18 protein-coding genes, 1 other RNA gene, 1 pseudogene and 2 other annotated features are annotated in these 26,875 nt (G+C 36.2%); of the genes and pseudogenes, 16 read left to right on the forward strand and 4 right to left on the reverse strand.

Going from position 1 to position 26,875, the window contains the following annotated elements; genetic code table 11:
• Nucleotides 1-11 precede the first annotated feature (11 nt).
• Nucleotides 12-449 (forward strand): D-aminoacyl-tRNA deacylase, encoded by a 438-nt coding sequence (gene dtd, locus ACIQ38_RS07620; protein WP_402820411.1) that lies wholly within the window; start codon nt 12-14, stop codon nt 447-449.
• Nucleotides 450-1,113: 664 nt separating this feature from the next.
• Here the strand turns inward: dtd and ACIQ38_RS07625 are convergent.
• A complete protein-coding gene (locus ACIQ38_RS07625) occupies nt 1,114-2,649 on the reverse strand; it encodes an N-acetylmuramoyl-L-alanine amidase family protein (RefSeq protein WP_402820415.1) in 1,536 nt (511 codons plus the stop codon).
• 113 nt (nt 2,650-2,762) lie between these two features.
• Nucleotides 2,763-2,998, forward strand: a binding site (T-box leader).
• Nucleotides 2,999-3,126: 128 nt separating this feature from the next.
• Between ACIQ38_RS07625 and hisS the strand changes: the two genes are divergently transcribed.
• From hisS to ACIQ38_RS07650, 5 genes are all read left to right on the forward strand, one after another.
• Nucleotides 3,127-4,419, forward strand: a complete 1,293-nt coding sequence (gene hisS, locus ACIQ38_RS07630) for a histidine--tRNA ligase (protein WP_402820418.1) — start codon at nt 3,127-3,129, stop codon at nt 4,417-4,419.
• Nucleotides 4,416-6,185, forward strand: a complete 1,770-nt coding sequence (aspS, locus tag ACIQ38_RS07635; RefSeq protein WP_402821357.1) for an aspartate--tRNA ligase — start codon at nt 4,416-4,418, stop codon at nt 6,183-6,185. Before hisS ends, aspS begins: the two co-directional genes overlap by 4 nt.
• Nucleotides 6,186-6,297: 112 nt before the next feature.
• A non-coding RNA gene (gene ssrS / locus ACIQ38_RS07640) (6S RNA) lies at nt 6,298-6,484 on the forward strand.
• Nucleotides 6,485-6,694: 210 nt separating this feature from the next.
• On the forward strand, nt 6,695-7,456 hold the full coding sequence (locus ACIQ38_RS07645) for a tRNA threonylcarbamoyladenosine dehydratase (RefSeq protein ID WP_402820421.1): 762 nt from the start codon (nt 6,695-6,697) through the stop codon (nt 7,454-7,456).
• 67 nt (nt 7,457-7,523) lie between these two features.
• Nucleotides 7,524-7,718, forward strand: coding sequence for a hypothetical protein (locus ACIQ38_RS07650; protein WP_402820424.1), 195 nt, complete (start codon nt 7,524-7,526; stop codon nt 7,716-7,718).
• Between the two features lie 586 nt (nt 7,719-8,304).
• Here the strand turns inward: ACIQ38_RS07650 and ACIQ38_RS07655 are convergent.
• A pseudogene (locus ACIQ38_RS07655) lies at nt 8,305-9,291 on the reverse strand (AAA family ATPase); the annotation flags it as partial.
• 160 nt (nt 9,292-9,451) lie between these two features.
• On the opposite strand from ACIQ38_RS07655, the gene ACIQ38_RS07660 reads away from it, so the two are divergent.
• Complete coding sequence (locus ACIQ38_RS07660; RefSeq protein WP_402820427.1) at nt 9,452-13,678, forward strand: ATP-binding protein; 4,227 nt, start codon at nt 9,452-9,454, stop codon at nt 13,676-13,678.
• A 146-nt stretch (nt 13,679-13,824) separates the two neighbouring features.
• Here the strand turns inward: ACIQ38_RS07660 and ACIQ38_RS07665 are convergent, their stop codons facing one another.
• Nucleotides 13,825-14,199: a hypothetical protein gene (locus ACIQ38_RS07665; protein ID WP_402820430.1), complete on the reverse strand. Its 375-nt coding sequence runs from the start codon at nt 14,197-14,199 to the stop codon at nt 13,825-13,827.
• A gap of 1,146 nt (nt 14,200-15,345) precedes the next feature.
• On the reverse strand, nt 15,346-16,632 hold the full coding sequence (locus tag ACIQ38_RS07670) for a replication-associated recombination protein A (RefSeq protein WP_402820433.1): 1,287 nt from the start codon (nt 16,630-16,632) through the stop codon (nt 15,346-15,348).
• Nucleotides 16,633-16,903: 271 nt separating this feature from the next.
• Between ACIQ38_RS07670 and cymR the strand changes: the two genes are divergently transcribed.
• From cymR to ACIQ38_RS07715, 9 genes are all read left to right on the forward strand, one after another.
• Nucleotides 16,904-17,326 (forward strand): cysteine metabolism transcriptional regulator CymR, encoded by a 423-nt coding sequence (gene cymR / locus ACIQ38_RS07675; RefSeq protein WP_402820436.1) that lies wholly within the window; start codon nt 16,904-16,906, stop codon nt 17,324-17,326.
• A gap of 12 nt (nt 17,327-17,338) precedes the next feature.
• On the forward strand, nt 17,339-18,472 hold the full coding sequence (locus ACIQ38_RS07680) for a cysteine desulfurase family protein (RefSeq protein WP_402820439.1): 1,134 nt from the start codon (nt 17,339-17,341) through the stop codon (nt 18,470-18,472).
• Nucleotides 18,473-18,491: 19 nt separating this feature from the next.
• Nucleotides 18,492-19,604, forward strand: coding sequence for a tRNA 2-thiouridine(34) synthase MnmA (gene mnmA / locus ACIQ38_RS07685; protein WP_402820442.1), 1,113 nt, complete (start codon nt 18,492-18,494; stop codon nt 19,602-19,604).
• 15 nt (nt 19,605-19,619) lie between these two features.
• The gene (locus tag ACIQ38_RS07690; RefSeq protein WP_402820445.1) at nt 19,620-20,276 is read left to right on the forward strand and encodes a tetratricopeptide repeat protein; all 657 of its coding nucleotides are present in this window, start codon (nt 19,620-19,622) and stop codon (nt 20,274-20,276) included.
• Between the two features lie 27 nt (nt 20,277-20,303).
• Nucleotides 20,304-22,730: an SF1B family DNA helicase RecD2 gene (gene recD2 / locus ACIQ38_RS07695; RefSeq protein WP_402820448.1), complete on the forward strand. Its 2,427-nt coding sequence runs from the start codon at nt 20,304-20,306 to the stop codon at nt 22,728-22,730.
• Between the two features lie 36 nt (nt 22,731-22,766).
• Nucleotides 22,767-22,977: a binding site (T-box leader), on the forward strand.
• A 46-nt stretch (nt 22,978-23,023) separates the two neighbouring features.
• Complete coding sequence (alaS, locus tag ACIQ38_RS07700; RefSeq protein WP_402820451.1) at nt 23,024-25,657, forward strand: alanine--tRNA ligase; 2,634 nt, start codon at nt 23,024-23,026, stop codon at nt 25,655-25,657.
• A gap of 211 nt (nt 25,658-25,868) precedes the next feature.
• Nucleotides 25,869-26,135 carry an IreB family regulatory phosphoprotein gene (locus ACIQ38_RS07705; protein ID WP_093266172.1) on the forward strand — a complete coding sequence of 89 codons (267 nt, stop codon included), beginning with the start codon at nt 25,869-25,871 and terminating at the stop codon, nt 26,133-26,135.
• A gap of 2 nt (nt 26,136-26,137) precedes the next feature.
• Complete coding sequence (gene ruvX / locus ACIQ38_RS07710) at nt 26,138-26,557, forward strand: Holliday junction resolvase RuvX (protein WP_402820455.1); 420 nt, start codon at nt 26,138-26,140, stop codon at nt 26,555-26,557.
• 10 nt (nt 26,558-26,567) lie between these two features.
• Nucleotides 26,568-26,855, forward strand: a complete 288-nt coding sequence (locus ACIQ38_RS07715; RefSeq protein ID WP_402820458.1) for a DUF1292 domain-containing protein — start codon at nt 26,568-26,570, stop codon at nt 26,853-26,855.
• Nucleotides 26,856-26,875 lie beyond the last annotated feature (20 nt).

Raw genomic sequence — 26,875 nt, forward strand, 5'->3', positions numbered from 1 at the left:
GTTACCGTATTATGAAAGTGTTACTTCAACGTTGTCGAGATGCCAGTGTCACGGTAGATGGACAAGTAACTGGAAAAATTAATCATGGATATGTATTGTTAGTTGGCATTACAACAACAGATAGTGAGAAAGAAATAAATTATTTAACAGATAAAATTGCGGGTTTGCGGTTATTTGAAGACGAGGAAGGAAAGATGAATCATTCTATTGAAGAAGTAGAGGGTTCCATTCTTTCCGTTTCTCAGTTTACATTATATGCCGATACGCGAAAAGGTAGAAGACCGAGTTTTATCGAAGCGGCACGCCCAGAAATAGCGAAACCGTTATGGGAGTTATTTAATGAGAAGCTTTGTGATAAAGGCTTTACCGTAGAAACGGGCGTTTTTGGAGCTATGATGGATGTGACATTCACAAACGATGGCCCTGTGACGATTATGTTAGAAGCTTAATTGAAATGAATCTATCTATGCAATTGTTTAAGCAGGTTTTTGGGGTAGTTTGGACTTGAATTTTTAGTAAAAATATTACCGAGGTTTCTAAAACGATGAAGGTGCTAGCTCTGCTAGCGCCTTCATCGTATTTTTTCGGTAATCTTTTTTCTGTGTACTCCTAAAACATTAATATACAAAATGCTAAAGCTTTATGCTAATGAGAGAATTGCTTAACCTTCTTATTCATAAAAAAGCAGCCAAAGATACAATTTTGGCTGTTGAGTACTTCTCTATATTATTTCAATCTTTTGATTGGGTAGGACGTGTCCCTGTCCTATATAGCATCACCATATTGAGGGTATTATCTTTGCGAAAATAAGCAAGGAACGCATGATTGAAAGTGATAGAGTGACCGAAATTGCATCTTCGGGGACTTTCATTATGAGTAGGAAAATATCTTTTCACTAATTATTCAAAAAGGTCTTAACCTTATTCTCCTAGTTGAAGGAGGGGAAAGGACAGATAATCACCATAAGTTTATTGAAAATAGAAGCTGCTCGTGACTTTAGTCACGAGCAGCTTCTCTCACAAATCAATCGATAATGATATGGTGACTAGTCTCTCCGAAGCCCTCCGCAAACGAGAGGATCAGGTTTTGACCTTAAATGTCACTTTCACTTTTTTATTTTAATTGATTATCAAAATAATTAATAATTCCATTATAAATACCATGTGTAGCTTGTTCTCTAAACTGTCTAGTTGTAACATTCCGTTCTTCTGTAGGATTACTCAAATATCCTAACTCTATTAAAATAGCATTTTGTCTATTTTCTCGTAGAACTAAATAATTGCCTGGCTGAGTACCACGATCTCTTAGTGAAATCATATTACCAAGTCCTGCATGTACATACTCCGCTAATTTCTTTTGATAACTATGCATGTAATACGTTGTATATCCACGAACCGTACTATTATCCACCGCATCGTAATGGAGACTGATAAATGCATCAGCAGCAGCTTGATGACCAATGGACACGCGTTTACGCAGATCGACGTATACATCTGATTGTCTCGTCATAATAACATTTGCACCAGCCGCTTGAAGTTTAGAAGAAAGTAACTCTGCAGTTAACAGTGTAATATCTTTCTCATCTGTGCCAAGGGCTCCTGTAGTGCCTCGATCATTTCCACCATGACCAGCGTCAATGACGATAGATAAGCCTTTCAAGGTTCCTTTTTTTCTAGATTGCTTTGTTCCCTCAATTGGGTATTCTGTAGGTACAATAGTATTGGATGCTGAAACTACCCAGCTTGCAACATATGCTATAGATTTGTCTTCTAAAACGATCTTATACCAGTCGTTCACTTTGTCAGATACTTCAAAGGTATCGCCTGCATCTGCTCGCTTTACAACAGCACTATTCGTTGTGCTATCTGAGCGTAAATTAGTTCCATTGTATAAAATGGTAATCGTATTAGTTGATTCGGAAGTTGTAGTTGATTGCGATTCATTTGAAAAAGTTCCATAAAAGCTGTATAACCATCCTGTTTTTCCGTTATCCAATTGAACTTTTACCCAATTATGATTGGTATCAAGTACTTCAAATTGTGTTCCTTTTGTTACTTGTCCAATTTGTTTGGAGGATAAATCCGCCTTTGCACGAACATTCAAAATATCGACAGATACAACAAATAACTTCTCTGGAATAGGATTTTCAGTGTTTGTCACTTCGTTTTCAGATTGTTCAGCAATAGTAATATATGCCGCGTTTACCCATCCTTTTCTACCTTGAAAATCAATTTCAATCCATTCCCCTTCTGATTTGTAGGCAGGTGTTTGATCTCCTTCGTTCAGCTGCCCGATAACAGCAGAGGAGGTAGATGGTTCTGTTCGAACATTTAATCGATTTGCTTTTGAAACGACTTGTTTATTTGTCATTTCGACTGCTTCATTTGACGTATACCAACTGGCAACCCAACCAGTTGTGGATCCAAATTTAATCTGGAGCCAATCATTTTCTTTGTCGACTACAACTAGCTTGTCATTACGCGAGACAACGCCAATTGTATCGTATGTAAGTCCCGGGCCTGATCGAACCTTCAACGATGCAACATTTACGGTTACTTCATTTTCCTGTGCATCTACTGGAAACGTAGGAATAAGTAGAATGACAGCAAGGAAAAAGATCATTGTTTTTTGCATTATATTATTTGTCATTGAATCACTCCTATTACCATTGTAAATTTTCTGATATAAAATTTCTACCTTTTATTCAAAAGGGTTGACTTATTTCCATTACGTCATTAAGATAAAGTATAATTACAAACTAAAACAAACCGATGACCGAAAAAGTAACTGTTTGAAACGGATGACAAGAGAAGGAAAGACGTGGCTGAAATCTTTCCTACAGACGAACTCAGTGAACAACATTCGAGAGGATTTTTGTCGAAAGGGATTTTCTTTAGTAGGCAAAAACGGAGCTGGCCGTTATCCAGAGTCGAGAGGGTCAGTTTTTTGACCAACTAGGGTGGAACCGCGGAAGCTTATATAAGCTCTCGTCCCTTGCTATATGCAAGGGATGAGAGCTTTTTTTATTTTTGTTCAAAGGGTGTCCTAACAGCCTTTGAATAAAAATAGATCTGGACGCAATTACCCCAAGACGTAATTGATAAACAAAAGAAGGAGGCAACAGCCATGGATATTAAAGTACCAAGAGGAACGCAAGATATTTTACCCTCAGAAACAGGGAAGTGGCAAGTAGTAGAAGAGCTCATAAGAGACACATGTCGGATGTATCAATATAAAGAAATTAGAACACCGATTTTCGAGCACACGGAGCTATTTACGAGAAGTGTGGGAGATACAACTGATATTGTGCAAAAAGAAATGTATACGTTTCAAGACCGCGGGGATCGTTCACTTACGCTTCGTCCAGAAGGTACTGCATCTGCTGTGCGTGCATTTGTAGAACATAAAATGTTTGGATATCCAGACCAACCAGTGAAATTGTATTATATGGGGCCAATGTTCCGTTACGAACGCCAACAAGCTGGACGATATCGTCAGTTTGTCCAATTCGGAATTGAAGCGATTGGAAGTAGCGATCCAGCAATAGATGCAGAAGTAATTTCACTTGCAATGTCTGTGTATCAAAAAGCTGGCTTGAAAAAACTGAAGCTCGTTATTAATTCGCTAGGAGATACAGAAAGTCGCGTGGCGCATAAAGAAGCGTTAGTAAATCACTTTGAACCGCATATTGCAGAGTTTTGTTCTGATTGTCAAAACAGATTGCAAAAAAATCCCCTTCGTATTTTAGATTGTAAAGTAGATCGAAATAATCCATTAATGGCAACTGCTCCTTCTTTAACCGATTATTTAAATGAAGAATCAGCTGCGTATTTTGAAAAAGTAAAAGAATATTTAACGCTATTAAATATTCCTTTCGAAGTAGATCCTAACTTAGTTCGTGGACTTGATTATTATAATCACACTGCATTTGAAATTATGAGTGCTGCGGAAGGTTTTGGCGCTATTACAACGCTTGCAGGTGGTGGAAGATATAATGGACTAGTAGAAGAGCTTGGTGGTCCTGCATCACCTGGTATTGGATTTGCCATGAGTATTGAAAGATTATTACTTGCAGTAGAAGCAGAGAAAAATCAATGGGCAGAACTTTCTTCACTAGATGTATATGTAATTGGTATGGGAGAAGCAGCAAAGAAAAAAGCAGTTGAGCTTACATATGAATTACGTCAAAACAGCATTACAGCAGAGATGGACTACCTAGACCGAAAAATAAAAACACAAATGAAATCGGCAGACCGTTTAAAAGCAAAATTAGTACTTGTTATCGGGGACGATGAACTGGAGAAACAAAGTGCAATGTTAAAAGATTTAGCAACAGGAGAACAGCAGCTAATCCCATTTGACACATTAATTGAGCAAGTAAAAGAAGCTATAACAACACAAGTGGAGGCAAAAGAATAATGAACAGAACACATACAAGCGGACAGTTAAATGAACAACATATTGGTGAGTCCGTCCAGTTAATCGGATGGGTACAAAAACGAAGAGACTTAGGAGGATTAATATTTGTAGATGTGCGCGATCGTTCGGGACTTGTGCAAGTTGTCTTTAATCCAGAAATTTCGGAAACAGCAATCCAAGTTGCAGAGAAACTTCGTAATGAATATATTATTCAAGTGAATGGGACAGTTATTGCTCGTGCAGAAAACCAAGTGAATGCAAATATTCCTTCCGGTGCAATTGAAGTGCATGCAAAAGAAATTAACATTATCAACGAAGCAAAAACTCCACCATTTGCTATCGAAAATAATACAGATGCTGGGGAAGACGTACGTTTAAAATATCGTTATTTAGATTTAAGAAGACCGGCTATGTATGACACATTTAAAATGCGTTCAGATATTACAAAAACGGTGAGACGTTTCTTAGATGATGAAGGATTTTTAGAAGTGGAAACACCTATTTTGACAAAATCGACACCAGAAGGAGCGCGTGACTATTTAGTTCCAAGTCGTGTGCATAATGGCGAGTTTTATGCGTTACCGCAATCTCCACAATTGTTCAAACAATTGTTAATGGTAGGTGGATTTGAACGTTATTATCAAATTGCAAGATGCTTCCGTGATGAAGATTTACGTGCAGACCGTCAACCTGAATTTACACAAATCGATATGGAAATGAGTTTCTTATCGATGGATGAAATTTTAGAGATGAATGAGCGTATGATGAAAAAAGTCATGAAAGAAGTAAAAGGTATTGACGTAACTATTCCTTTTGCACGTATGGATTATGATGAAGCAATGGCTCGTTATGGCTCCGATAAACCAGATGTACGATTTGGTCTAGAGTTAGTAGATTTATCTGAAGCTGTAAAAGATAGCGCATTTAAAGTATTCGCTTCTGCAGTTGAAACAGGCGGTCAAGTAAAAGCGATTAATGTTAAAGGAGCAGCAGCTAATTATTCACGAAAAGATATTGATGCATTAGGCGAATTTGCTGCTGTGTACGGCGCGAAAGGTCTTGCTTGGTTGAAAGTGGACGAAGAAGGATTAAAAGGACCGATTGCTAAGTTTTTCGAAGGGGAAGCACAAGCGAGCTTAATCCAAACATTAGAAGCTTCTGCAGGAGATTTATTGTTATTTGTAGCAGATAAAAAATCAGTTGTGGCAGATGCATTAGGAGCTCTTCGTTTAAAGCTAGGAAAAGATTTAGGATTAATCGATGAAAATAGCTTCGAATTTTTATGGGTTGTGAACTGGCCACTATTTGAATACGATGAAAAAGAAGGACGTTACTATGCAGCGCATCATCCGTTTACACGACCATTTGATGAAGATCTTCCATTAATGGATACAGATCCAAGCAAAGTGCGTGCACAAGCATATGACTTAGTATTAAATGGTTATGAGCTTGGAGGCGGATCTTTACGTATTTATTCGAGAGATGTTCAAGAAAAAATGTTCCAAGTACTTGGATTTGCTGAAGAGGAAGCAAAAGAGCAATTCGGCTTCTTAATGGAAGCTTTTGAATATGGCACACCTCCTCATGGTGGAGTGGCATTTGGTTTAGACCGTATTGTGATGCTCCTTTCAGGTAGCACAAACTTACGTGATACAATTGCTTTCCCGAAAACGGCAAGTGCTAGTGATTTGTTGACGCAAGCACCAAGCCCAGTAGCACAAGCACAACTGGAAGAGTTAAGATTAAAATTAGCTAATCCTCAATAATTTCTTGTCGAAATAAGTAAAAAGTCACAAACTCGAACATTCAGAATAGTTAGTTAATATCATGATAAAATGATTGAACTTTCGTAAATCGTATGCTATTATACAAGTAATACGAATCCTGATGTGTTCGCAACATGCAATCAGTTTTGACCGAACAATTTTTATCGTCGGGAGTCTAACTTTTATTATGAATGACACGCCCTTTCTAAGGGACGCCAAAAGTAATAAAGAGGACACCCACCTGCTGAGTGCGGGTTCAAAACGATACGCTTTATATTGTCGGCACGATTGGGATTCGTCCTAGATTACTAATGTCCCTCTAGCAATTATTTGCTGGAGGGTTTTTGTTGGGTTTAACTTGACTCAGCACACAATAACTACTGCTGCGCAAGCTCGTTGCAAAAAAAACTATGTTGAGTCAAGTTAAGTCTTTCGGAGGATGTCACAAATTTTGAGATACGCCGAGGCGTAATTGATTCTAACCAATTTGATACAGATGGAGTGTTTATATGTTACATCAATTTTCTAGAAATGAATTATCAGTAGGAAAAGAAGGCGTAGATTTAATCAGAAATACGACAGTCGCTATTTTAGGTGTTGGTGGGGTTGGATCTTTTGCAGCAGAAGCATGTGCAAGAAGTGGAGTCGGTCGAATTATTTTAGTGGACAAGGACAATGTGGATATTACGAATATTAATCGCCAATTAGTAGCATACATGTCAACAATCGGTCGTTCGAAATCAGAAGTGATGAAAGAGCGAATTGCTGATATTAATCCAGACTGTGAAGTAATCGATATGCATATGTTTTATACAGAAGAAACGTATGAGCAGTTTTTTGCTATGAATATAGATTATGTAATTGATGCGTCAGATACAATTATTTATAAAGTTCATTTGATGAAAGAATGTTTAAAACGTGGCATTAAAATTATTTCAAGTATGGGAGCGGCAAATAAAACCGATCCTACTCGTTTTCAAATTGCTGACATTTCGAAAACGCATACAGATCCAATTGCGCGAGTTATTCGCAATAAATTACGTAAAGAAGATCGTATAACAAAAGGGATTCCAGTTGTCTTTTCGGATGAAAGCCCAATAGTCGTGCGCGAGGATGTAGTAGAAACCGTTGGGAAACCAGATGCCGCCATTCGTAAAGCAAAAATGCCGCCATCTTCTAATGCATTTGTTCCATCTTCAGTAGGGCTGATTTGTGCTAGTTGGGTAATCAATGATATTACTAAAGAAATTCCGATCAATCGAGTGAAGTAATTAGTTGCAGTTTTTTCCTTATCGCTTATACTAAAAATAAAGCAATCAGGAATGCGAGGGATGGAAAATGACAGAATCGACCAATCAAGAAGCACCTAAAAAGAAAATGACATTACAAGAAGCAGTGAAACAAAAGTTGGAAGAAAAGAAAAACCAAGCAAGTGGTGGCAAAGCGCAAGCAAATGGACCAGCTGCTAACCAAAAGGCAAAAAGTCAAATGACGAAGAAAGTAAGTAATACACGCCGCAAAATGGGTGTGTAATAAAGAGCTCCGCATGAGAAATTTCTCGTACGGAGTTTTTTTATGGGAATATTAGCTTGATTAAATTTTCCTTTTTAATGGAAAATAAATTCAAGAATAAAAGCGCTAAATCCCGAAATTATGTAGCTATTCGATATTAAATTCCAAAGAATGGGTAAGGGCAACCAATCGGTCTTTGAAAGCAACTATTTCTATTCTGAAAGCAATCAAATTAGCGCGAGAGCAACTAAATTACTCATGAAAGCAACTAATTTCTTAAAATAGCAAGTTTACTTGGAGTGAGATATTGAGGAATAAGCAGATTTAGTACAATAAGAGGTTGAAAGAAATGGATTTTATTCCAGTAAACGTGTTCATTATTTGGAGGACGCATTTTCTAATTAGATTTTATTTAATAGTAAGTAGTTTATTGGATCAATTTAATTTCTGATATGTGCAGACACTAGATTAGATAGAAGTTCTAATGAATTGGAGCGTCGAAAATGGCTAAGCATTCAACCGGTGGAAACCTCCGTAGTAACTCTCGTACGAAGCTCTATCTTAAAATAGAAGGAAAAATCCAAACAGGACATTCATCCCACTTGGATTATTTTTCTTTTGTAAATGTTTCTAAACGTTTATAAATAGCGGCTAATCGTTTTTCTTCTCCAGCTTCAATTGGCTCATAAAACCTTGTTCCGAACAAATTATTAGGTAAATATGTTTGGTTGACCGAGCCTCCGAACGTACCAATTTTGTGGTCGTGAGGATAAATACATCCACCGTGACCAAGTTCCGCTGCTCCTGCGTAATGGGTATCTTTCAAATGGCTTGGTATATCTCCCGTTTTACCTGCATGAATGCTCGATATTGCAGCGTCGAGTGCGGAATAAGCGGGATTAGATTTCTCCGATAAACACATTAGTACCACTGCATTGGCCAGTGGTATCCGTGCTTCCGGTAGCTCAAGTCTTTCAGCTGACTGTATTGCGGCAAGAACTTGCGGACCTACGGAAGGATTGGCAAGTCCAATATCTTCATAGCTCATAACGAGCAATCGTCTTGAAACAGCAACTAGATCTCCATTCTCAAGCAAATGGGCTAAATAATATAGTGCCGCATCCGTGTCACTCCCTCGAACAGATTTTTGCAATGCAGACAATAAATTATAAAAATGCGATCCTTTTTTATCACCGAAAACCCCGACTCTGTCAACTAAGCTGTTCAATATACCATCTTCTACTTCTGTTACGTTGTCTTCTTCAAAGCTTGCGAAAATAGTCGATTCTAATAAGGTTAGCGCTTTTCTGGCATCCCCATTTGCGGCATCGGCAATTTTTTTTCGTTGTTCGTCTGTAATGGCAATGGCCATTTTCCCCAGCCCTTTTTCTTTATCTAACAAGGCTCTTTCTATAAGTATGTCTACATCTTCGGTTGTAAGTCTTTTTAACTGTTTTATTTCTCCGCAACGTGATCGTATGGCTGGATTCACATCGTGAAAAGGGTTTTCTGTTGTAGTGCCTATTAAGATGATCGAGCCATTTTCCACATGGGGAAGTAGTGTATCCTACTGTAATTTATTGAAACGATGCACTTATGTATTACTGTTTTGAATTGGATTTAATTATTAAAAGCCTAATTAACAACATTGTAAGGATTTTATCCAATTTAAAGTTTAGATATTTAATCTATACATTTAATTTAACTCAATTGTTAAGTATAATTATAATATATAATGGATTGAGGTGAGTTAATTGGAAATTATTACATTCGCACTGAAACCTATAATTGGAAAAATAGCTGAGATGGTAACAGAACCTTTTATAAAAAGAATCTTTTTGAAGAGTAAGCTAAAAAAAATAAGTGATTTTCAAATAAAGTATGAAGGCTCTTCTGTTGACACAAATACATTCCAAAAATTTTTAAACGAAAGAGAGAATGCATATTTAATTTTTGAGTATGTTTTTGGTGCAAAACATAAGAGTCAATCTAAGTCCGATTTTATAGAGTATTTATCGTCGCTAGCAATTCAATCAATAAATGATTTTAGAAGGAATGCAAAGTTAAATGAATTGTCAAATGATTCCGCAGTAAATGCGTATTTTGCGGACCTTTTGAAGTACTTGGAAATCATTCGAGATTCAAAGTTTAAAACTAACGAAATGCAGATTATTGCTAACATTCAAAGCAGTATTGTTGAGGGTAATGAAGATTTAAAGCGGTATTTAGAAAAAAATTTCTACGAATTAGAACAAATATCACTTATTAAGAAATACGATGACGAATATTTAAATAAGTTACTAAATAGAAATATATCTGATTTAGGTAAAAGATATAACGCTGAAGCTAATGTGACAACAAAATATAACAAAATCTTCAACTCCCTTATTGCGAATGATTTAGTAAGTAAAGAATTCGGAAATAGTTTCGAAAATTTGAAAACAAATGTTAGAGAGCTTGAAATAAAATTTACTTTACATTTGTCTGATTCACAAATTAAAAAGAACTTTATAACGGATTTTTTAAGCAACTTAAATGCATGGAATTATCATTCTATAGAATTTTATAGTAAAGAAAATAAAGATAGATTTTTAAGTGAAATAGATAAGTTCAGTACAGGACTGGATAAATTGAGATATAAAATGTACGAAGAAGAATTTGATGAAATTGAGTCAATTATTTTAAGGGAAATTAATAGGATTCATACCGTTATAAGAGATATCCATGAAAAAGTAACTTTATTTAATCTTGATTTAATAGAAGAGCCTTATCTTTTATTTTACGGGGATGGGGGGATAGGAAAGTCTCATTTATTGGCTGATAATTCGAAAGAGTTAATGGCAAACGGACACTCTGTATTATTGTATCTTGGCCAACATTTTAATACTAGAGAGCATCCAATTAATCAAATGTTAGATTTGATAGATTATAAAGGATCTAAAGATTATTTTTTTAGAGAAATGAATAATAGAGCAAAACATAAAAATAAAAAGATGTTAATAGTTATCGATGCAATGAATGAAGGAGAAGGTAAGTTTTTCTGGAGAAATTATCTCTTAGATTTTTTAAATTATTTAAAAGAATTTGAGTGGATTTCTGTTGCATTGTCTGTTAGAAGCAACTTTTTGAGGAGTGTTTTACCGGAAAATATAGATTTAGATTTTCCTTTACATAAGTTAGAACTTAAAGGGTTTGAAGATTTAACTTTAGAGCAATTAGAGCCTTTTTTTAATTTTTATAAAATAAATCCTTTAGTTTTCCCTTCTATGGAAAGTGAATGTTATAATCCTTTGTTTTTACAAATTTATTGTGAAACTTTTGAAGAAAAGTATGAAGGTTATAAAAGCTGGAGTATTGTAGATGTATTAGAAAAATATGTAAGTAAGGTTAATGAAAGATTATCAATAGATCCAAGGTTCCCATTTCCTAGTTCTATAAATTTAGTAGACAAGATTTTGAGGGCTTTGTCTAAGAAATTTCTTGAAAATAAAACACAATATATTGCAGATGAAGAATTTTATCAAATTTTAAATGAAATTTCCAGTAGGTATACCTCAGGTTATAGAGAAATTTTAATGGGATTGGAAGAAGAAAGCTTATTAACTGTCAATAAAGGATATCAAGGAAAAGGATTAATTTATTTTACATATGAGCGATTTTCAGATATCTATATTTCATTGAACATAGTTGAACTATATAAAGAAAGTCCCGAGGTAGTAAAGGATTTAGTGATTTCTGATGATTATTTTTATACTGGTATAAACGAAAGTTTAACCATTTTATTTGCAGAGAAATTAAGATTGGAATTATTAGATGTTTTAGAGGACAGTAAGATTAGTATAGGATTAGCTGAATCTTTTATTAGAGGCATTTCGTGGAGAAATGTCCAATTCATCGAGGATAACACTATAAGATGGATTAAGGTTTGCTTATCTCAAGATGATATAGGGTTAAGATCACTAACGTATGAAAGACTTATTAAGCAATCTATAGTCAAAGATTCACCTATTAATATCCTATTCCTAAATGAACTATTATTTGATATGTCTATGTCTAGTCGTGAATATAGTTGGACAATAGTTATAAATAATAATTTGGAAGTCCCTAAAAAACTAATAGAACATGTCTTAAAAGAATCTATAAGCTACCAACATTTCAAATATGAGAATTTTTTATTACTTTCTTACACTCTAATTTGGCTATTTACAACTACTAATAAATCTTTAAGAGATATTTCTACTAATGCTTTAACAAGAATATATTTAAAAAGCCCTAAAATTATTGTAGAAAATTTAACAAAATTTATTAATATAAATGATTCGTATATTTTAGAAAGATTGTTAGCAAGTATTTATGGAGCAGTTGTTAGATTGGAGACTGTTTCTGAAGTTAAAGAAATAGTAGACATTATATATAATAATATTTTTACTAAAGATGAAGTATACCCAAATATACTTGTCAGAGATTATGCAAGGGGTATTATATTATTTTTTATAGACAAAGGAATTGTTAATAGTGAAGATTATTTTAGAGTTAATCCGCCCTATACAAGCAAGTGGTTTATAAATTCATATACTATTCAAGATATTGATCAAAAAAGTAATGAGATTAAACAAGAAATGAATCTTCAGTATACGGGTTTTGATTACATTGTTAATTCCATGACAACTGAATATGGTCGAGGTATAGGTGGATATGGAGACTTTGGAAGATATACGTTTGGTAGTGCATTAAGAGATTGGAGAAATCAATTTAATGACCAAGATTTAAGTAACATAGCTATTATGAGAATATTAGAATATGGTTATGATGAAAAGAAACATGGCTATTATGATAGGAATTTACGAAATTACGATAGACATGAGAATAAGGTAGAGCGTATTGGAAAAAAATACCAATGGTTAGCGCTTTATGAGATGTTGGCTAGATTGTCTGATAACCATCCAATTTATGAAGAAAAAAGATTATATACAACAGAGTACATACAGTATAGAGAAAATGAATCACAAAGAAGGCTAGCAGCTTCTCGACCACGTATTAGTCCTCAGGAAAATGATGATATATATTTCCCTGAAGAGACAGAAATTAAAGTGTTGAAAGAAGAGGAGCATTATTTGGGGACGCGAAAAATATATAAAGATTATACAGGGATTTGGGATTCATTTATAAGGAAATATGATCCAACTTTAATAATGCCGCCACCTAAAGAAAAAAATACCAATTTAATCCCGAATTTATTACCTTATAAGCCAAGTAAGGAATGGGCTCAGTCAAAAGAGGAATTCAATAAACTGAAAAGTTTTATTTTTGTTGATTTTGATGGAATCAAATATATTTCTTTATCTCAGCTGCTAATACAGCAAAATAGAGGTGAGAAATTTGAGGATAAAGATGAATTTTGTATTAAAACAAAAGCAATTTTATTATCCAAAAATGATAAGGATGAATATATCGCTTCTAGAATGGAGGATAAAGGTAATTTAGGGGTTTCATGGCCACATTCATCAGGTATTTATGCGTTAGAACATTTTTGGCACCCTGCTTTTAATAATAACTTTTATAATGAGAGTACTTATAAGGTTGAATGTGAGGATGCAATTTGGGAATATTTTTGGGAAAGTAATACTGATATTTATAGTTTGGAAAGAGCAACCTATACTTATTTATTGCCAAATCAAAAAATTGTTAATTACTTTGAATTAATTCAGTCATCTGAAGGTGTTTGGAAGGATCGAGAAGGAAATATAATTGCATTTGATTCAAAATATTATGGGTTTGAAAGCAACTTATTATTTAAAAAGGATGCCATAGAGGAATATTTAGCTGTTTTTAATTTGGATATTATATGGGAATGCTATATGGAAAAATGGTCAGATAGGTCACGAAAAGAAGAGTGGTTTATTTGTTGGTTAGAAGATGAAAAAGTTCAATTTAAAATATTAGAAGATTATAAAGATGATAATGTAAAAGATTTTACATGAAAAGTTAGATGAACCAGTAATTGCATTAGTCTTGAATTTAAAGAGAAATGCTGAAAGTAATATAGTTTTCAGCATTTCTATTTTTTAAACAGTTATTGGCTATATTTTCACTGGTATGTGCTTATCATGAATGAATTTATGTATGCCTATTTTTGAGCAACTAGGTCACCATTATATAGGAAGTAACGTTCAAGATCCTCAGTTTTAGTGCTATTTATATAATTGTGGGTACAATAACAACTAACATAATTTTCTAGAACACAGAATTTAACTTGGCTGTAATCATAAGAACTTTCATTTCGACTATTCTTGATGATTTTATCGGCTTCATGCAAAAGCATAATCCTTTTTTTATCACCATAGGTGAGATCTACTTTAGGATTGTCTAAAATGACTTCTTCTAAGTAATTACTAAAATATACTGGTGATAACGTATTTTTTAATGTAAACATTTCTTTATAGGAGCCTAACTTATAATTAGCTTTAAGTTCTTCTATGTTTTTAAAATAGTTTTCGTGCAAAGGAATCCCTAACTGCCATCTAATAGGATTATCTTTCGTAATATATATGTCCGGTAAATTTGGTTGAAGAATTATCTCAATTTTAATTTTAAATAGTACAGGACCATAAAAATTATACTTTGGAAAATGTCCGTGTAAATCTACGGTATCTAAAAAAATATCATTCCAAACATCTAAGTCTTTATCAATCTCATCAGAAGATTAAAGAAATAAATTTCATATATGGTTTTGTTTTATATAATTATTCTCTTGACAGTAGGAAAATAATTTTATGCAACGCTAGTGAGGAAACTATAAAAGTTTTGAAATGTGGATAGCTTTTTACGTGTAACATAAGAAAATTGTGTCACTTTTTCAAACGAACGTAGTATAGTGAAAGTGTGTCGTAGAGAGTTGAATAAAGTGTCCGCTGGGATTTCCGCTACAGGGTGGACGCTTTCCGTGGGCGCGGCAACAAGTATTTGCTAGATAGTCGTTGTCGCGTTCGGCGGGGGCTTTGTAGCTTTCGTGGTGTGTATTGTCGCGGAACACCATTTATTGTAAGAATTTCGTTACAATTAGTTAGAACTTTCCATTGGTTTTCGCTGCTGGCGTCGACTGCTGTCGAGGCCAACACGATGTTGGTTTCAAAGGCGTTGCCACACGATGTGGCGTACTTAGCCTTTGTTCTACGTGAGCAAAATGAGTCTTCACAACGCCCGCTAAAGCGGCGGTGAAGGCTCATCGCTTACCCGGTAAGAAAGCGTACGACTGCAGCGAAAATCAAGGTGGTCACTAGTCAGCGCACTAAGACGCGGTTTCCCTATTATGTGCAACGTATCATTAATATTTATCATTTCAATTTGTCATATAGAGGTAGAGATAGGCGTTTTTGTTCTGGGAAATTTGGTTAGATGTAATAACTATTTTATGTTAGATGCTTTCAATAATAAAAGCGCCTGTTCCCACCAATTACCCAGCACAGTGACGTTTCACTTTTGTGGATGAGCGACGAGCCGTGTAATAATCCAAAAATTATATAGTTATCCGAAAATAAATTCCAATTGTTTAACACTTAACTGGCGGAAGCCTCAGCAGTAACTTTCATTCGTAGCTCTATCCCAATAGCCAACAAAAAATCCAAGCAGGACATTTGTCCGACTTGGATTATTTTTCTTTTTTGAACGTTTCCAAACGTTTATAAATTGCAGCTAACCGTTTTTCTTCTCCAGCTTCAATTGGTTTATAAAATCTTGTTCCGACCAAACTATCGGGTAAATAGGTTTGGTTCACCCAGCCTCCGAACGTACCAATTTTATGGTCATGTGGATAAATATATCCACCATGACCAAGCTCCGTTGCTCCTGCATAATGTGTATCTTTCAAATGGCTTGGTATATCTCCCGTTTTACCTGCATGAATGCTCGCAATTGCAGCATCAAGAGCTGAATAAGCTGAGTTAGACTTCTCTGATAAACACATCAGTACAACTGCATTCGCCAAAGGAATTCGAGCTTCCGGGAGTCCTAGTCTTTCGGCCGATTGTATTGCTGCAAGAACTTGAGGACCGACGGAAGGGTTGGCTAAGCCGATATCTTCATAGCTCATAACGAGTAGCCGTCTAGATACGGCAACTAAATCCCCGTTTTCAAGTAAATGGGCTAAATAGTATAATGCCGCATCCGTATCACTTCCGCGAACGGATTTTTGCAAAGCAGATAATAAATTATAAAAATGAGAACCTTTTTTATCACCAAAAACACCGACACGATCAACTAAGCTGTTCAGTATACCATCTTCTACTTTTGTTACTCCGTCTTCTTCAAAACTCGCAAAAATAGTCGATTCTAATAAGGTTAATGCTTTACGAGCATCCCCATTAGCGGCATCTGCGATTTTTTTTCGCTGTTCGTCTGTAATGGCAATGGCCATCTTGCCTAGCCCTTTTTCTTTATCAAGTAAGGCCCTTTCTAATAGCATGTCCACATCTTCGGTTGTGAGTCGTTTTAGCTGTTTTATCTCTCCGCAACGTGAGCGTATGGCTGGATTCACATCGTGAAAAGGGTTTTCAGTTGTAGCACCGATTAAGATAATAGAGCCATTTTCCACATGTGGAAGTAAGGTATCTTGTTGTAATTTATTGAAACGATGGATCTCATCCAAAAATAAAATAATTTTTCCGCTAATGCGTGCATCAGCTACGACGTCCTCCACATCTTTTTTCCCTGCTTTTGTTGCATTAAGTGCTACAAACGGTAGCTTGGTCGTGCCGGCAATTGCAAATGCTAGGGAAGTTTTTCCTACACCTGGATCTCCATACAGAAGCATCGAAGGGACATGCCCATTTTTAATCATTTTATATAAAGCTGTATCTTTTCCAATAACATGTTGCTGACCAGCAATTTCATCTATCGTTTGAGGTCTCATTCGATATGCTAAAGGTTCGTTGCTCAAAACAATCTCTCCTTATTCAAACGTCTGTTCTTTAATTATACCGAAGTTTTGCCCAAAAGTCATTTTGAATTCGTTCTAGCGCCTAGTTATGCTATACTTGTTTAAGTATTTTTTAACTTTTTTCAGTAGAAGTATGCCACTTCTATTAATAGCAAGATGAATACAAAAAAATGTATATAATTCAGTTAGGTCAAATCTGACTGAATAAAGTTAAAGCCTCTGGACGTAATTACGCCGAGGAGAAATTGATTATTTAATGAGGTGGAATATATTGAAATTTTCAACAAAAGGACGATATGGTTTAACAATAATGGTCGCTTTAGGCAAGCAGTTTGGAGAGGGGCCTATTGCCCTTCGAACAATTGCAGCAGATCATAATTTATCCGAAGCGTATTTAGAACAAATCGTTTCTCCTTTACGAAATGCAGGACTTGTGAAAAGTGTTCGGGGAGCATACGGCGGGTATATGCTATCCAGTAAACCGAATGAAATCACTGCAGGAGATGTTATTCGTGTTTTGGAAGGACCGATTCAAATAGTAGAAGGTATTGAAGAGGAAGAACCGCCACAACGTGAATTATGGATGCGTATACGAGACGCAGTAAAAAATGTGCTAGATACGACGACAATTGAAGATTTAGCAAAATATACAGAAGATAATCCAGACGACACTGGGTATATGTTTTATATTTAAGGAGTCTTTTAAATGACTAGAATATATTTAGATCATGCCGCTACTACACCAATGGCAGAACAAGTGATACAAACATTTACAACCGAAATAAACGAAGAATTTGGTAATGCATCAAGCATTCACCAGACGGGTAGAAATGCAAGAAAAAAACTAGACAAATCACGTAACATTTTTGCGTCAAGTATCGGCGCTCATGAAACAGAAATTACAATAACAAGTGGTGGAACAGAAGCAGATAACTACGCTCTATTTGGTGCTGCATATGCTCGAAAAAGTGAAGGAAAACATATTATTACTACGCAAATTGAACATCACGCGGTGCTACATGCTTGCGAGCAATTAGAACGTGAAGGGTTTGACGTGACATATTTGCCAGTAAATAAAGATGGGATCATCGATATCAATGACTTGAAAAATTCGCTTAGAGACGATACTATTTTAGTTTCTGTTATGTATGCGAATAATGAAGTTGGTGCAATTCAACCAATTCAAGCAATTGGCGAATTATTAAAAGATCATCCAGCTTATTTCCATACAGATGCAGTACAAGCATATGGCAGTATTGGAATAGACGTGCAAACACTACATGTAGATTTACTAAGTGTGTCCAGCCATAAGATTAACGGACCAAAAGGGATCGGCTTTTTATATGCGAGAAAAGGAATAGCCTTGAAACCTTTGTTTTACGGTGGGCAACAGGAACGTAAAAGACGTGCAGGAACAGAAAATATTCCAGCGGTCGTCGCTTTTGCAAAAGCAGTCGAACTAAAGCAAGCGAATTTACAAGAAAGTGCCAATGAGTATATTCATTTGAAACAAGCTTTCATAAAGCAATTAGAAAGTAATGGCGTTCAGTTTACAGTAAACGGTTCAATCGATCATGTGTTACCACATGTGTTGAACATTAGCATTCCAAAAACGGATGTAGAAACGTTTTTAGTGCAATTAGACTTAGCTGGAATCGATGCCTCTAGTGGTTCTGCGTGTACGGCTGGTTCCATTGATCCTTCTCATGTATTGGTTGCGATGTATGGAGAAAATACACCGGAGCTTCGAAATTCTGTCCGTTTTAGTTTTGGGATCAATAATACAGAGCAGCAAGCAGTAGAAGCTGCCAATAAAATAAGTAAAATTATTCTAGGATAATTGAAATGAGTGAATAAAAGTGAAAAAAATAGAAGATACACGAGTAGTTATCGGAATGTCCGGTGGCGTCGATTCATCCGTTGCGGCATATCTACTAAAAGAGCAAGGGTATGACGTCATTGGTATTTTCATGAAAAACTGGGATGATACAGACGAATTTGGCGTTTGTACCGCAACTGATGACTATGAAGACGTTATTAAAGTGTGCAATCAAATTGGAATTCCGTACTACGCAGTGAATTTCGAAAAACAATATTGGGATAAAGTATTTACGTATTTCTTAGAAGAGTACAAAGCTGGAAGAACACCTAATCCGGACGTTATGTGCAACAAAGAAATCAAATTCAAAGCATTTTTAGAGCATGCATTAGCACTAGGAGCTGACTATTTAGCGACTGGGCATTACGCACAAGTGGATGAAAAAGATGGACAAACCCGAATGCTACGTGGAAAAGATAATAACAAAGACCAAACTTACTTCTTGAACCAATTAAACCAAGAGCAATTAGAAAAAGTTATGTTCCCGATTGGTCATTTGGAAAAGAAAAAAGTTCGAGAAATTGCATTAGAGCAAGGTTTAGCTACAGCAACAAAAAAAGATTCAACTGGTATCTGTTTTATCGGAGAAAGAAACTTCAAAGAATTTTTAGGACAATATTTACCAGCTCAAAAAGGTGTCATGGAAACAATGGATGGCAAACAAATGGGGCATCATGACGGACTGATGTACTACACGATAGGACAACGTCATGGTTTAGGCATCGGAGGTTCTGGAGATCCATGGTTTGTCATTGGAAAAGATTTAGCGCGAAATGTATTGTTAGTAGGTCAAAATATTAATAATGATGCACTATTTTCAACAAGTTTAACAGCAACGAATCTATCATTTACAACGACATTAGATAAACCAACCTCATTTAATTGCACAGCGAAATTCCGTTACCGTCAAGAAGATGTGGGCGTTCATGTAGAACTTCTTCCGGAAGACAAAGTACTGGTAACATTTGATCAACCAGTTCGAGCAATTACACCAGGACAAGCCGTTGTTTTTTATCAAGGTGATGAATGCCTAGGTGGCGCAACAATTGATGAAGTGTTTAAAGACGGATTGAAATTGGACTACGTCGGGTAACAGGAGGTTTCTAAGATGAATTACAATGAATTAGGTATTCAAGCAATACAAGAAGAAAATTATGAAAAAGCAGTGGAATTATTTACGAAGGCAATTGAAGAAAATCCAGATGAAGCAATCGGCTATATTAACTTTGGAAATCTACTAGCTTCCATGAATGAAAATGATCGTGCGGAACGTTTTTTTCAAAAAGCAATTACACTAGATGAGCATGCGGCAACTGCCTATTATAGTCTAGCAAATTTATACTATAATGCGGAGCGTTTCGAGGAAGCTGCAAAACTTTATGAAAAAGCTATTTCGAATGGAATTGAAGGGGCAGATGCCTATTTTATGCTTGGGAAAAGCTTTGAAAAAGAAGGACATACCAAGCTTTCCTTACCATATTTACAACGCGCATATGAACTAGCACCCGGAGATATTCAAATCGCGCTTTCTTATAGCATTGCACTAGCAAGTATGGAAATGTTTGAACTAGCAGAACCTTTGTTGAAAGAAATTTTAGCACTAGATGCAGAAAATGCAGATGCGCATTATAATTTAGGTGTACTATATGCGGTTTCAACAACAGATACAGATGCCGCTTTACATCATTTAAAAGAAGCATTTACAATTCAACCAACTTATGATCAAGCACGTTATGTGTATGACATGATTTCATTACGTAATTAATCTATGATAATTTTTGGAGGCGGTAGTATGACAAACGAAATGAACAGTGAAAAGCAGTTTATATCGGGTCGTCCTATCGTCTCTATTTTTCATAATCCCCAAAACTTATTTTCCATCATCAAATTAAAAATAAAATCTACGAATACTACATACACCGAAAAAGAAATAATCGTCACTGGTTATTTCCCCTCACTTGTATTAGAAGAAGCATATAAATTTACTGGATTTATTAAAAACCATCCGAAATATGGTGTGCAGTTCCAAGTAGAAACATTTCAAAAAGAAGTACCAGCGACAGAGCAAGGAATTGTCCATTACTTATCGAGTGATATGTTTCCTGGAATTGGGCGCAAAACAGCTGAAACGATTGTAAAAAAACTTGGTCCAAATGCAATCAATAAAATATTGGACGACCCACAAGCATTAGATGTGATTCCACGCCTTGCCGAAGAGAAAAAACAAACGTTACGATCCGTTTTAGAACAAAATCTTGGTTTAGAAAAAGTAATGATCCAACTCAATGAATGGGGTTTTGGACCTCAAATTGCGATGAAAGTATATCAAGCATACCGAGAAGAAACGATTACTGTTTTAACGAAAAATCCATACCGTTTAATCGAAGAAGTAGAAGGTGTCGGATTTGTCCGTGCCGATGAACTTGGCTATAAATTAGGTATTAAAGGAAATCATCCGGATCGTATTAAAGCGGCTATTTATCATTTATTGCAAACTGCTTCTTTAAGTGAAGGCCATGTCTTTTTATATGCAGAGCAGTTGCTGGAATCGGTGAAAAAGTTACTAGAAAGTGCTCAAAGGGAAGAAATTCCGTTTGAATCGATTTCCAAATGCTGCATCGAACTTGCGGAAGAAAGCAGAATTGTTGGAGAGGTGAATCGTTTTTATATTCCTTCTCTTTATTATTCAGAAGTTGGAATTGCTTCAAAAATTGAAACTTTGCTCGGAGAAAATGACACACATCACAAATTTCCGCTGGCCGAGATGAAAAAACATTTAGGCGCGATAGAAGAGCGATTAGGCGTACAATATGCAACTACCCAAGTAAAAGCCATTGAAACGGCATTAAACGCTAGTATGACGTTATTAACGGGGGGACCAGGTACTGGGAAAACGACGGTTGTCCGAGGAATCGTTGAATTGTATGGGGAACTTCATGGGCTTTCGCTTGATCCAAAAGAATGGGCAAAAGACAAAAAGCCATTTCCTATTGTGTTAGCTGCACCAACTGGTAGGGCAGCAAAACGTCTAAGTGAGTCAACTGAATTACCTGCAATGACGATACACCGTCTGCTAGGATTTACTGGTCAAGAGGATGACGATGCAGAAGGAAATGAAATTGAAGGTAAACTAATCATCATAGATGAAACTTCCATGCTAGATACATGGCTGGGGCACCAATTGTTAAAAGCTATTCCAAAAGATGCACAAGTTATTTTTGTAGGGGACCAAGATCAGTTGCCTCCAGTTGGACCTGGGCAAGTATTAAAAGACTTGCTGGCATCTAAGCGGATTCCAACAGTCGAACTAAAAGATATTTATCGCCAATCAGAAGGTTCTTCTATCATTGAATTAGCCCATGAAATGAAAAAAGGATTGGTTCCACAAACTTTATTAGATAAAACGAGGGACCGTTCGTTTATCAAAGCTACCACTGAACAAATACCAAAAGTAGTGGAACAAGTATTGAAAAGTGCTTTATCCAAAGGTCATTCTATCCGTGATATACAAGTGTTAGCGCCAATGTATAGAGGTCCCGCTGGAATCGATGCGTTAAATAAAATGATGCAAGAAATGGTCAATCCAAATCCAGACGGTAAACGAAAAGAAATGGTTTTTGGGGAAACGATCTACCGAATAGGTGATAAAGTGCTACAACTTGTCAACCAGCCGGAAAGCAATGTGTTTAACGGTGATATGGGAGAAGTTATAAGCATTTTCAGAGCAGCTGAAACCGTCGATAAAAAAGAAATTCTCGTTGTGTCATTTGATGGTACAGAAGTTACGTATGAAAAAAATGATCTAAACCAAATTACATTAGCTTATTGCTGTTCTGTTCATAAATCACAAGGTAGTGAATTCCAAACGGTTATTATGCCTGTGACGCGCAGCTACATGAAAATGCTACGTCGAAACTTATTGTATACAGGAATTACGAGAGCTAAAAACTTCCTCATATTATGCGGAGATCCGCAAACTTTTAAGTATGGCGTGGAGCGGACAGATGATCTTCAACGTCTCACAACACTCAAAGATCGATTAACTGGAAGTGAAGAACCAGTAGAACAACCAGTTGAATCGGAAGTTGTGGATTCCGATGAACCTACAGAAGTCCTAGTTGAAACAACTTTTTTAACAGCAGATAATTATCATTTAATCGATCCATTAATTGGTATGAAAGGAATTACACCTTATCAATTTATGGAGACTGACAATTGACATTAAGGCGATTGTTTTTTATAATCAATTGCATATCATAAAATGTTGACGGAGAAAGTACTTTTGTTACCTGACAAGAGAGGGATTTCATGGCTGGAAGAATCCTCAGTGCATAACATGTAGGAAAGCTACTCCTGAGTGCAGTTAAAACCTGCCGTTTGCCGCGTTAAGGCTTCTTAAGAGACATATTGGTGTAGCTGATATGTAACTAGGGTGGTACCGCGAAATAATAGCTTTCGTCCCTTTTTGGGATGAGGGCTTTTTTTATTTCAACAAATTAAGGAGGAATTAGGATGAAACAATTAACAGGCGCTCAAATTAGACAAATGTATTTAGACTTCTTTATCGAAAAAGGACATACACAAGAACCATCTGCTCCACTTGTGCCAATCAATGACCCTTCTTTACTTTGGATCAATAGTGGAGTGGCAACATTAAAAAAATATTTTGATGGACGTGTCGTGCCAGAAAATCCACGTATTACGAATGCGCAAAAATCAATTCGTACAAATGATATTGAAAATGTAGGGAAAACGGCTAGACACCATACATTCTTCGAAATGCTTGGAAACTTCTCTATCGGTGAATACTTTAAAAGAGAAGCAATTGAATGGGCATGGGAATTCCTAACAGATGACAAATGGATTGCTTTTGATGCAGAAAAATTATCGATTACGGTTCATCCAGAAGATGAAGAAGCATATAATATTTGGAGAAACGAAATTGGTATTCCAGAAGAAAGAATTATTCGTCTAGAAGGAAACTTCTGGGATATTGGCGAAGGTCCAAGTGGTCCGAACTCCGAAATATTCTATGACCGCGGGGAAAGTTACGGAAATGATGCAAATGATCCGGAATTATATCCAGGTGGAGAAAATGAACGTTATTTAGAAATTTGGAACTTAGTATTTTCTGAATTCAACCATAATCCAGATCACACATACACACCACTACCGAAACAAAATATTGATACTGGTATGGGTCTGGAACGTATGGCAAGTGTTGTACAAGATGTCCCTACAAACTTTGATACGGATTTGTTTATGCCAATTATTCGCCAGACAGAAAGTATTGCTGGAAAAACATATCGCCAAAATGAAGAAGATGATACTGCTTTTAAAGTAATTGCAGACCATGTTCGTACAGTTGCTTTCGCAATTGGAGATGGGGCACTTCCATCAAATGAAGGAAGAGGATATGTACTTAGAAGATTGCTTCGACGCGCGGTACGCTTTGCAAAACAACTTGGCATCGATAAACCATTCCTACATGAGCTTGTTCCGGTTGTTGGAGAAATTATGCAAGACTTCTATCCAGAAGTTACAGCGAAACAAGATTTCATTATGCGTGTTATGAAGACAGAAGAAGAACGTTTCCATGAAACACTGCATGATGGTTTAGCGATTCTAGAAAAAGTAATCGAAGAACAACGTGCAAAAGGGGAATCATTCATCCCTGGAACGACTACGTTTACTTTATATGACACATATGGCTTCCCGATTGAATTAACGGAAGAATATGCGGAAGAAGCAAATATGACGGTAGACCATGAAGGGTTTAAAACAGAAATGGACGCACAACGTTCTCGTGCTCGTGCTGCTCGTCAAAATGTCGATTCAATGCAAGTACAATCAGAAGTATTTAGTAAACTCCATGATGAAAGTGAATTCATTGGATATGACACAGTCTCTACTACAACGAAAATCACGTCAATTGTTCTTGGACAAGCACTTGTAAAATCAGCAAGTGAAGGTGATGAAGTAAAAGTCATTTTGAGCCAGACTCCATTCTATGCGGAAAGTGGAGGTCAAATTGCCGATCATGGAATTATTGAAAATGAGTCCTTTAGAGGATTTGTCAAAGATGTGCAAAAAGCACCAAATGGACAAAATTTACACACTGTAGTAATTGAATCTGGAGAAATGATCAATGATGCAACAGTTACTGCTAGTGTAGATTCATCTTTACGTGGACATACGATTAAAAATCACTCTGCAACCCATTTATTGCATCAAGCACTAAAAGATGTTTTAGGAACACATGTAAATCAAGCGGGATCTTATGTTGGACCGGATCGACTTCGTTTTGACTTTTCTCATTTTGGACAAGTTACAAAAGAAGAGTTAGAGAAAATTGAACGTATAGTGAATGAAAAAGTGTGGGATAATATCCCGGTAGTTACTGGATACCACAATATTGATGAAGCGAAGAAAATGGGTGCGATGGCATTATTCGGTGAGAAATACGGCGATATCGTTCGTGTTGTTCAAATGGGTTCATTCTCCCTTGAACTATGTGGAGGAGTGCATGTACACAACACTTCTGAAATCGGGTTCTTTAAAATTCTATCAGAAAGTGGAATTGGAGCAGGCACTCGACGTATCGAAGCTGTAACAGGTAAAGGTGCTTTTGAAGTTGTTAAAGAGGAAGAACATGTACTTGCTGAAGCAGCAAACTTATTGAAAGCACAGCCAAAAGATATTGTTTCGAAAGTAGCGCAAACATTACAAGAATTAAAACATGCTCAAAAAGAAAATGAATCGCTTTCTGCAAAAATCGCAAATAGCCAAGCTTCATCTGTTCTATCATCTGCTCAAATTATAAACGATATTACCGTGTTATCCGTAAAAGTAGATGCAAAAGATAACAATCAGCTACGTCAAATGATGGATGATTTAAAGCAAAAACTTGATAAAGCCGTCATCGTGCTTGGAGCAATTGATGGGGATAAAGTCATGATTTCAGCAGGAGTAACAAAAGATTTAGTTGGTGGAAACTATCATGCAGGCAATATCGTCAAACTAGTAGCAGAACAATGTGGAGGTAAAGGTGGCGGTCGCCCTGATTTCGCAATGGCTGGTGCAAAAGATGGCAGCAAATTAGAGTCCGCTCTATCTTCAGTTTACGAATATATGAAAACAATCTAACTGTATTCAGCAAGGGGCCATAAGCCCTCGCTAAATGTAGTAATCTCCGGCTAAAAATACATATTTTATCGAGCTAGTTCGATAAAATATGTGCCAAATACGCCAGGGATGATTTGATATGTTGGTATATTTGATACTATTTCCAATTTCGGTTATACTAAAAGTCAGATAAGTGAAGTTGCCTACTAAAATCGAAAGCGAGGTGCTGATCATGAGTTCATTTGATAAAACGATGAAATTTAATTTTCCTGAAGAATCGATGGAACAGGAAGTCAAACATGTGATGCTACAAGTACACTCTGCACTAGAAGAAAAAGGGTATAATTCTATCAATCAAATTGTAGGCTATCTACTATCTGGTGATCCAGCTTATATTCCTCGCCATCAAGATGCGCGTAATATGATTCGAAAACTTGAACGTGACGAGATTTTAGAGGAATTGGTGAAATTTTATATTAAAAGAAATAATGAGGCTTAAACATGCGAATTATGGGTTTAGACGTCGGTTCCAGAACAGTTGGCGTTGCGATAAGTGACGCAATGGGATGGACGGCACAAGGGATTGAAACCATTAAAATTAACGAAGACGAACTAAATTTTGGTTTGGAACGTATCGATGAATTAGTTAAGCAACATGAAGTAACTGAATTCGTTGTTGGTTTTCCCAAAAATATGAATAACACCATTGGTCCTAGGGCAGAGGCATCCGAACGTTATGCGAAGCTACTAACCGATAAATACAATTTTCCCGTTACAATGTGGGATGAAAGATTGACAACAATGGCTGCAGAACGTATGTTAATAGATGCAGATGTTAGCCGTAAAAAACGGAAACAGGTAATTGACAAGATGGCTGCCGTAATGATATTACAAGGCTTTCTAGACAGAAAAAATAGATGAGGTGACTGCAATGGACCATGGTCAAGAAAATATTACAGTAGTAGATGAGAATGGTAACGAGCAACTTTGCAACGTATTATTTACATTTGAATCAGAAGAGTTTGGAAAATCCTATGTACTGTATTATCCAGTAGGTGCGGAAGAAGATGAAGACGAATCAATCGAAATTCACGCATCTTCATTCACGCCAAACGAAGAAGGCGAAGATGGAGACTTACTTCCAATCGAATCGGATGCTGAATGGGATATGATCGAAGAAATGTTAAATACATTTTTAGATGAAGAAGACGAAGATTAATCATTCGAAAAAAGGAAGGA

This window comes from Psychrobacillus sp. NPDC096389 (assembly GCF_044762855.1).
Classification (GTDB): Bacteria; Bacillota; Bacilli; order Bacillales_A; family Planococcaceae; genus Psychrobacillus.

Bases quoted from the DNA above. Each gene is read 5' to 3' on its own strand.
- ACIQ38_RS07625 (WP_402820415.1), bottom strand. From the start codon at position 2,649: ATGACAAATAATATAATGCAAAAAACAATGATCTTTTTCCTTGCTGTC.
- ACIQ38_RS07715 (WP_402820458.1), top strand. From the start codon at position 26,568: ATGGACCATGGTCAAGAAAATATTACAGTAGTAGATGAGAATGGTAAC.
- ACIQ38_RS07650 (WP_402820424.1), top strand. From the start codon at position 7,524: ATGACAGAATCGACCAATCAAGAAGCACCTAAAAAGAAAATGACATTA.
- ACIQ38_RS07680 (WP_402820439.1), top strand. From the start codon at position 17,339: ATGACTAGAATATATTTAGATCATGCCGCTACTACACCAATGGCAGAA.
- ACIQ38_RS07645 (WP_402820421.1), top strand. From the start codon at position 6,695: ATGTTACATCAATTTTCTAGAAATGAATTATCAGTAGGAAAAGAAGGC.
- recD2 (WP_402820448.1), top strand. From the start codon at position 20,304: ATGACAAACGAAATGAACAGTGAAAAGCAGTTTATATCGGGTCGTCCT.
- dtd (WP_402820411.1), top strand. From the start codon at position 12: ATGAAAGTGTTACTTCAACGTTGTCGAGATGCCAGTGTCACGGTAGAT.
- ACIQ38_RS07690 (WP_402820445.1), top strand. From the start codon at position 19,620: ATGAATTACAATGAATTAGGTATTCAAGCAATACAAGAAGAAAATTAT.
- hisS (WP_402820418.1), top strand. From the start codon at position 3,127: ATGGATATTAAAGTACCAAGAGGAACGCAAGATATTTTACCCTCAGAA.
- ruvX (WP_402820455.1), top strand. From the start codon at position 26,138: ATGCGAATTATGGGTTTAGACGTCGGTTCCAGAACAGTTGGCGTTGCG.
- ACIQ38_RS07705 (WP_093266172.1), top strand. From the start codon at position 25,869: ATGAGTTCATTTGATAAAACGATGAAATTTAATTTTCCTGAAGAATCG.
- alaS (WP_402820451.1), top strand. From the start codon at position 23,024: ATGAAACAATTAACAGGCGCTCAAATTAGACAAATGTATTTAGACTTC.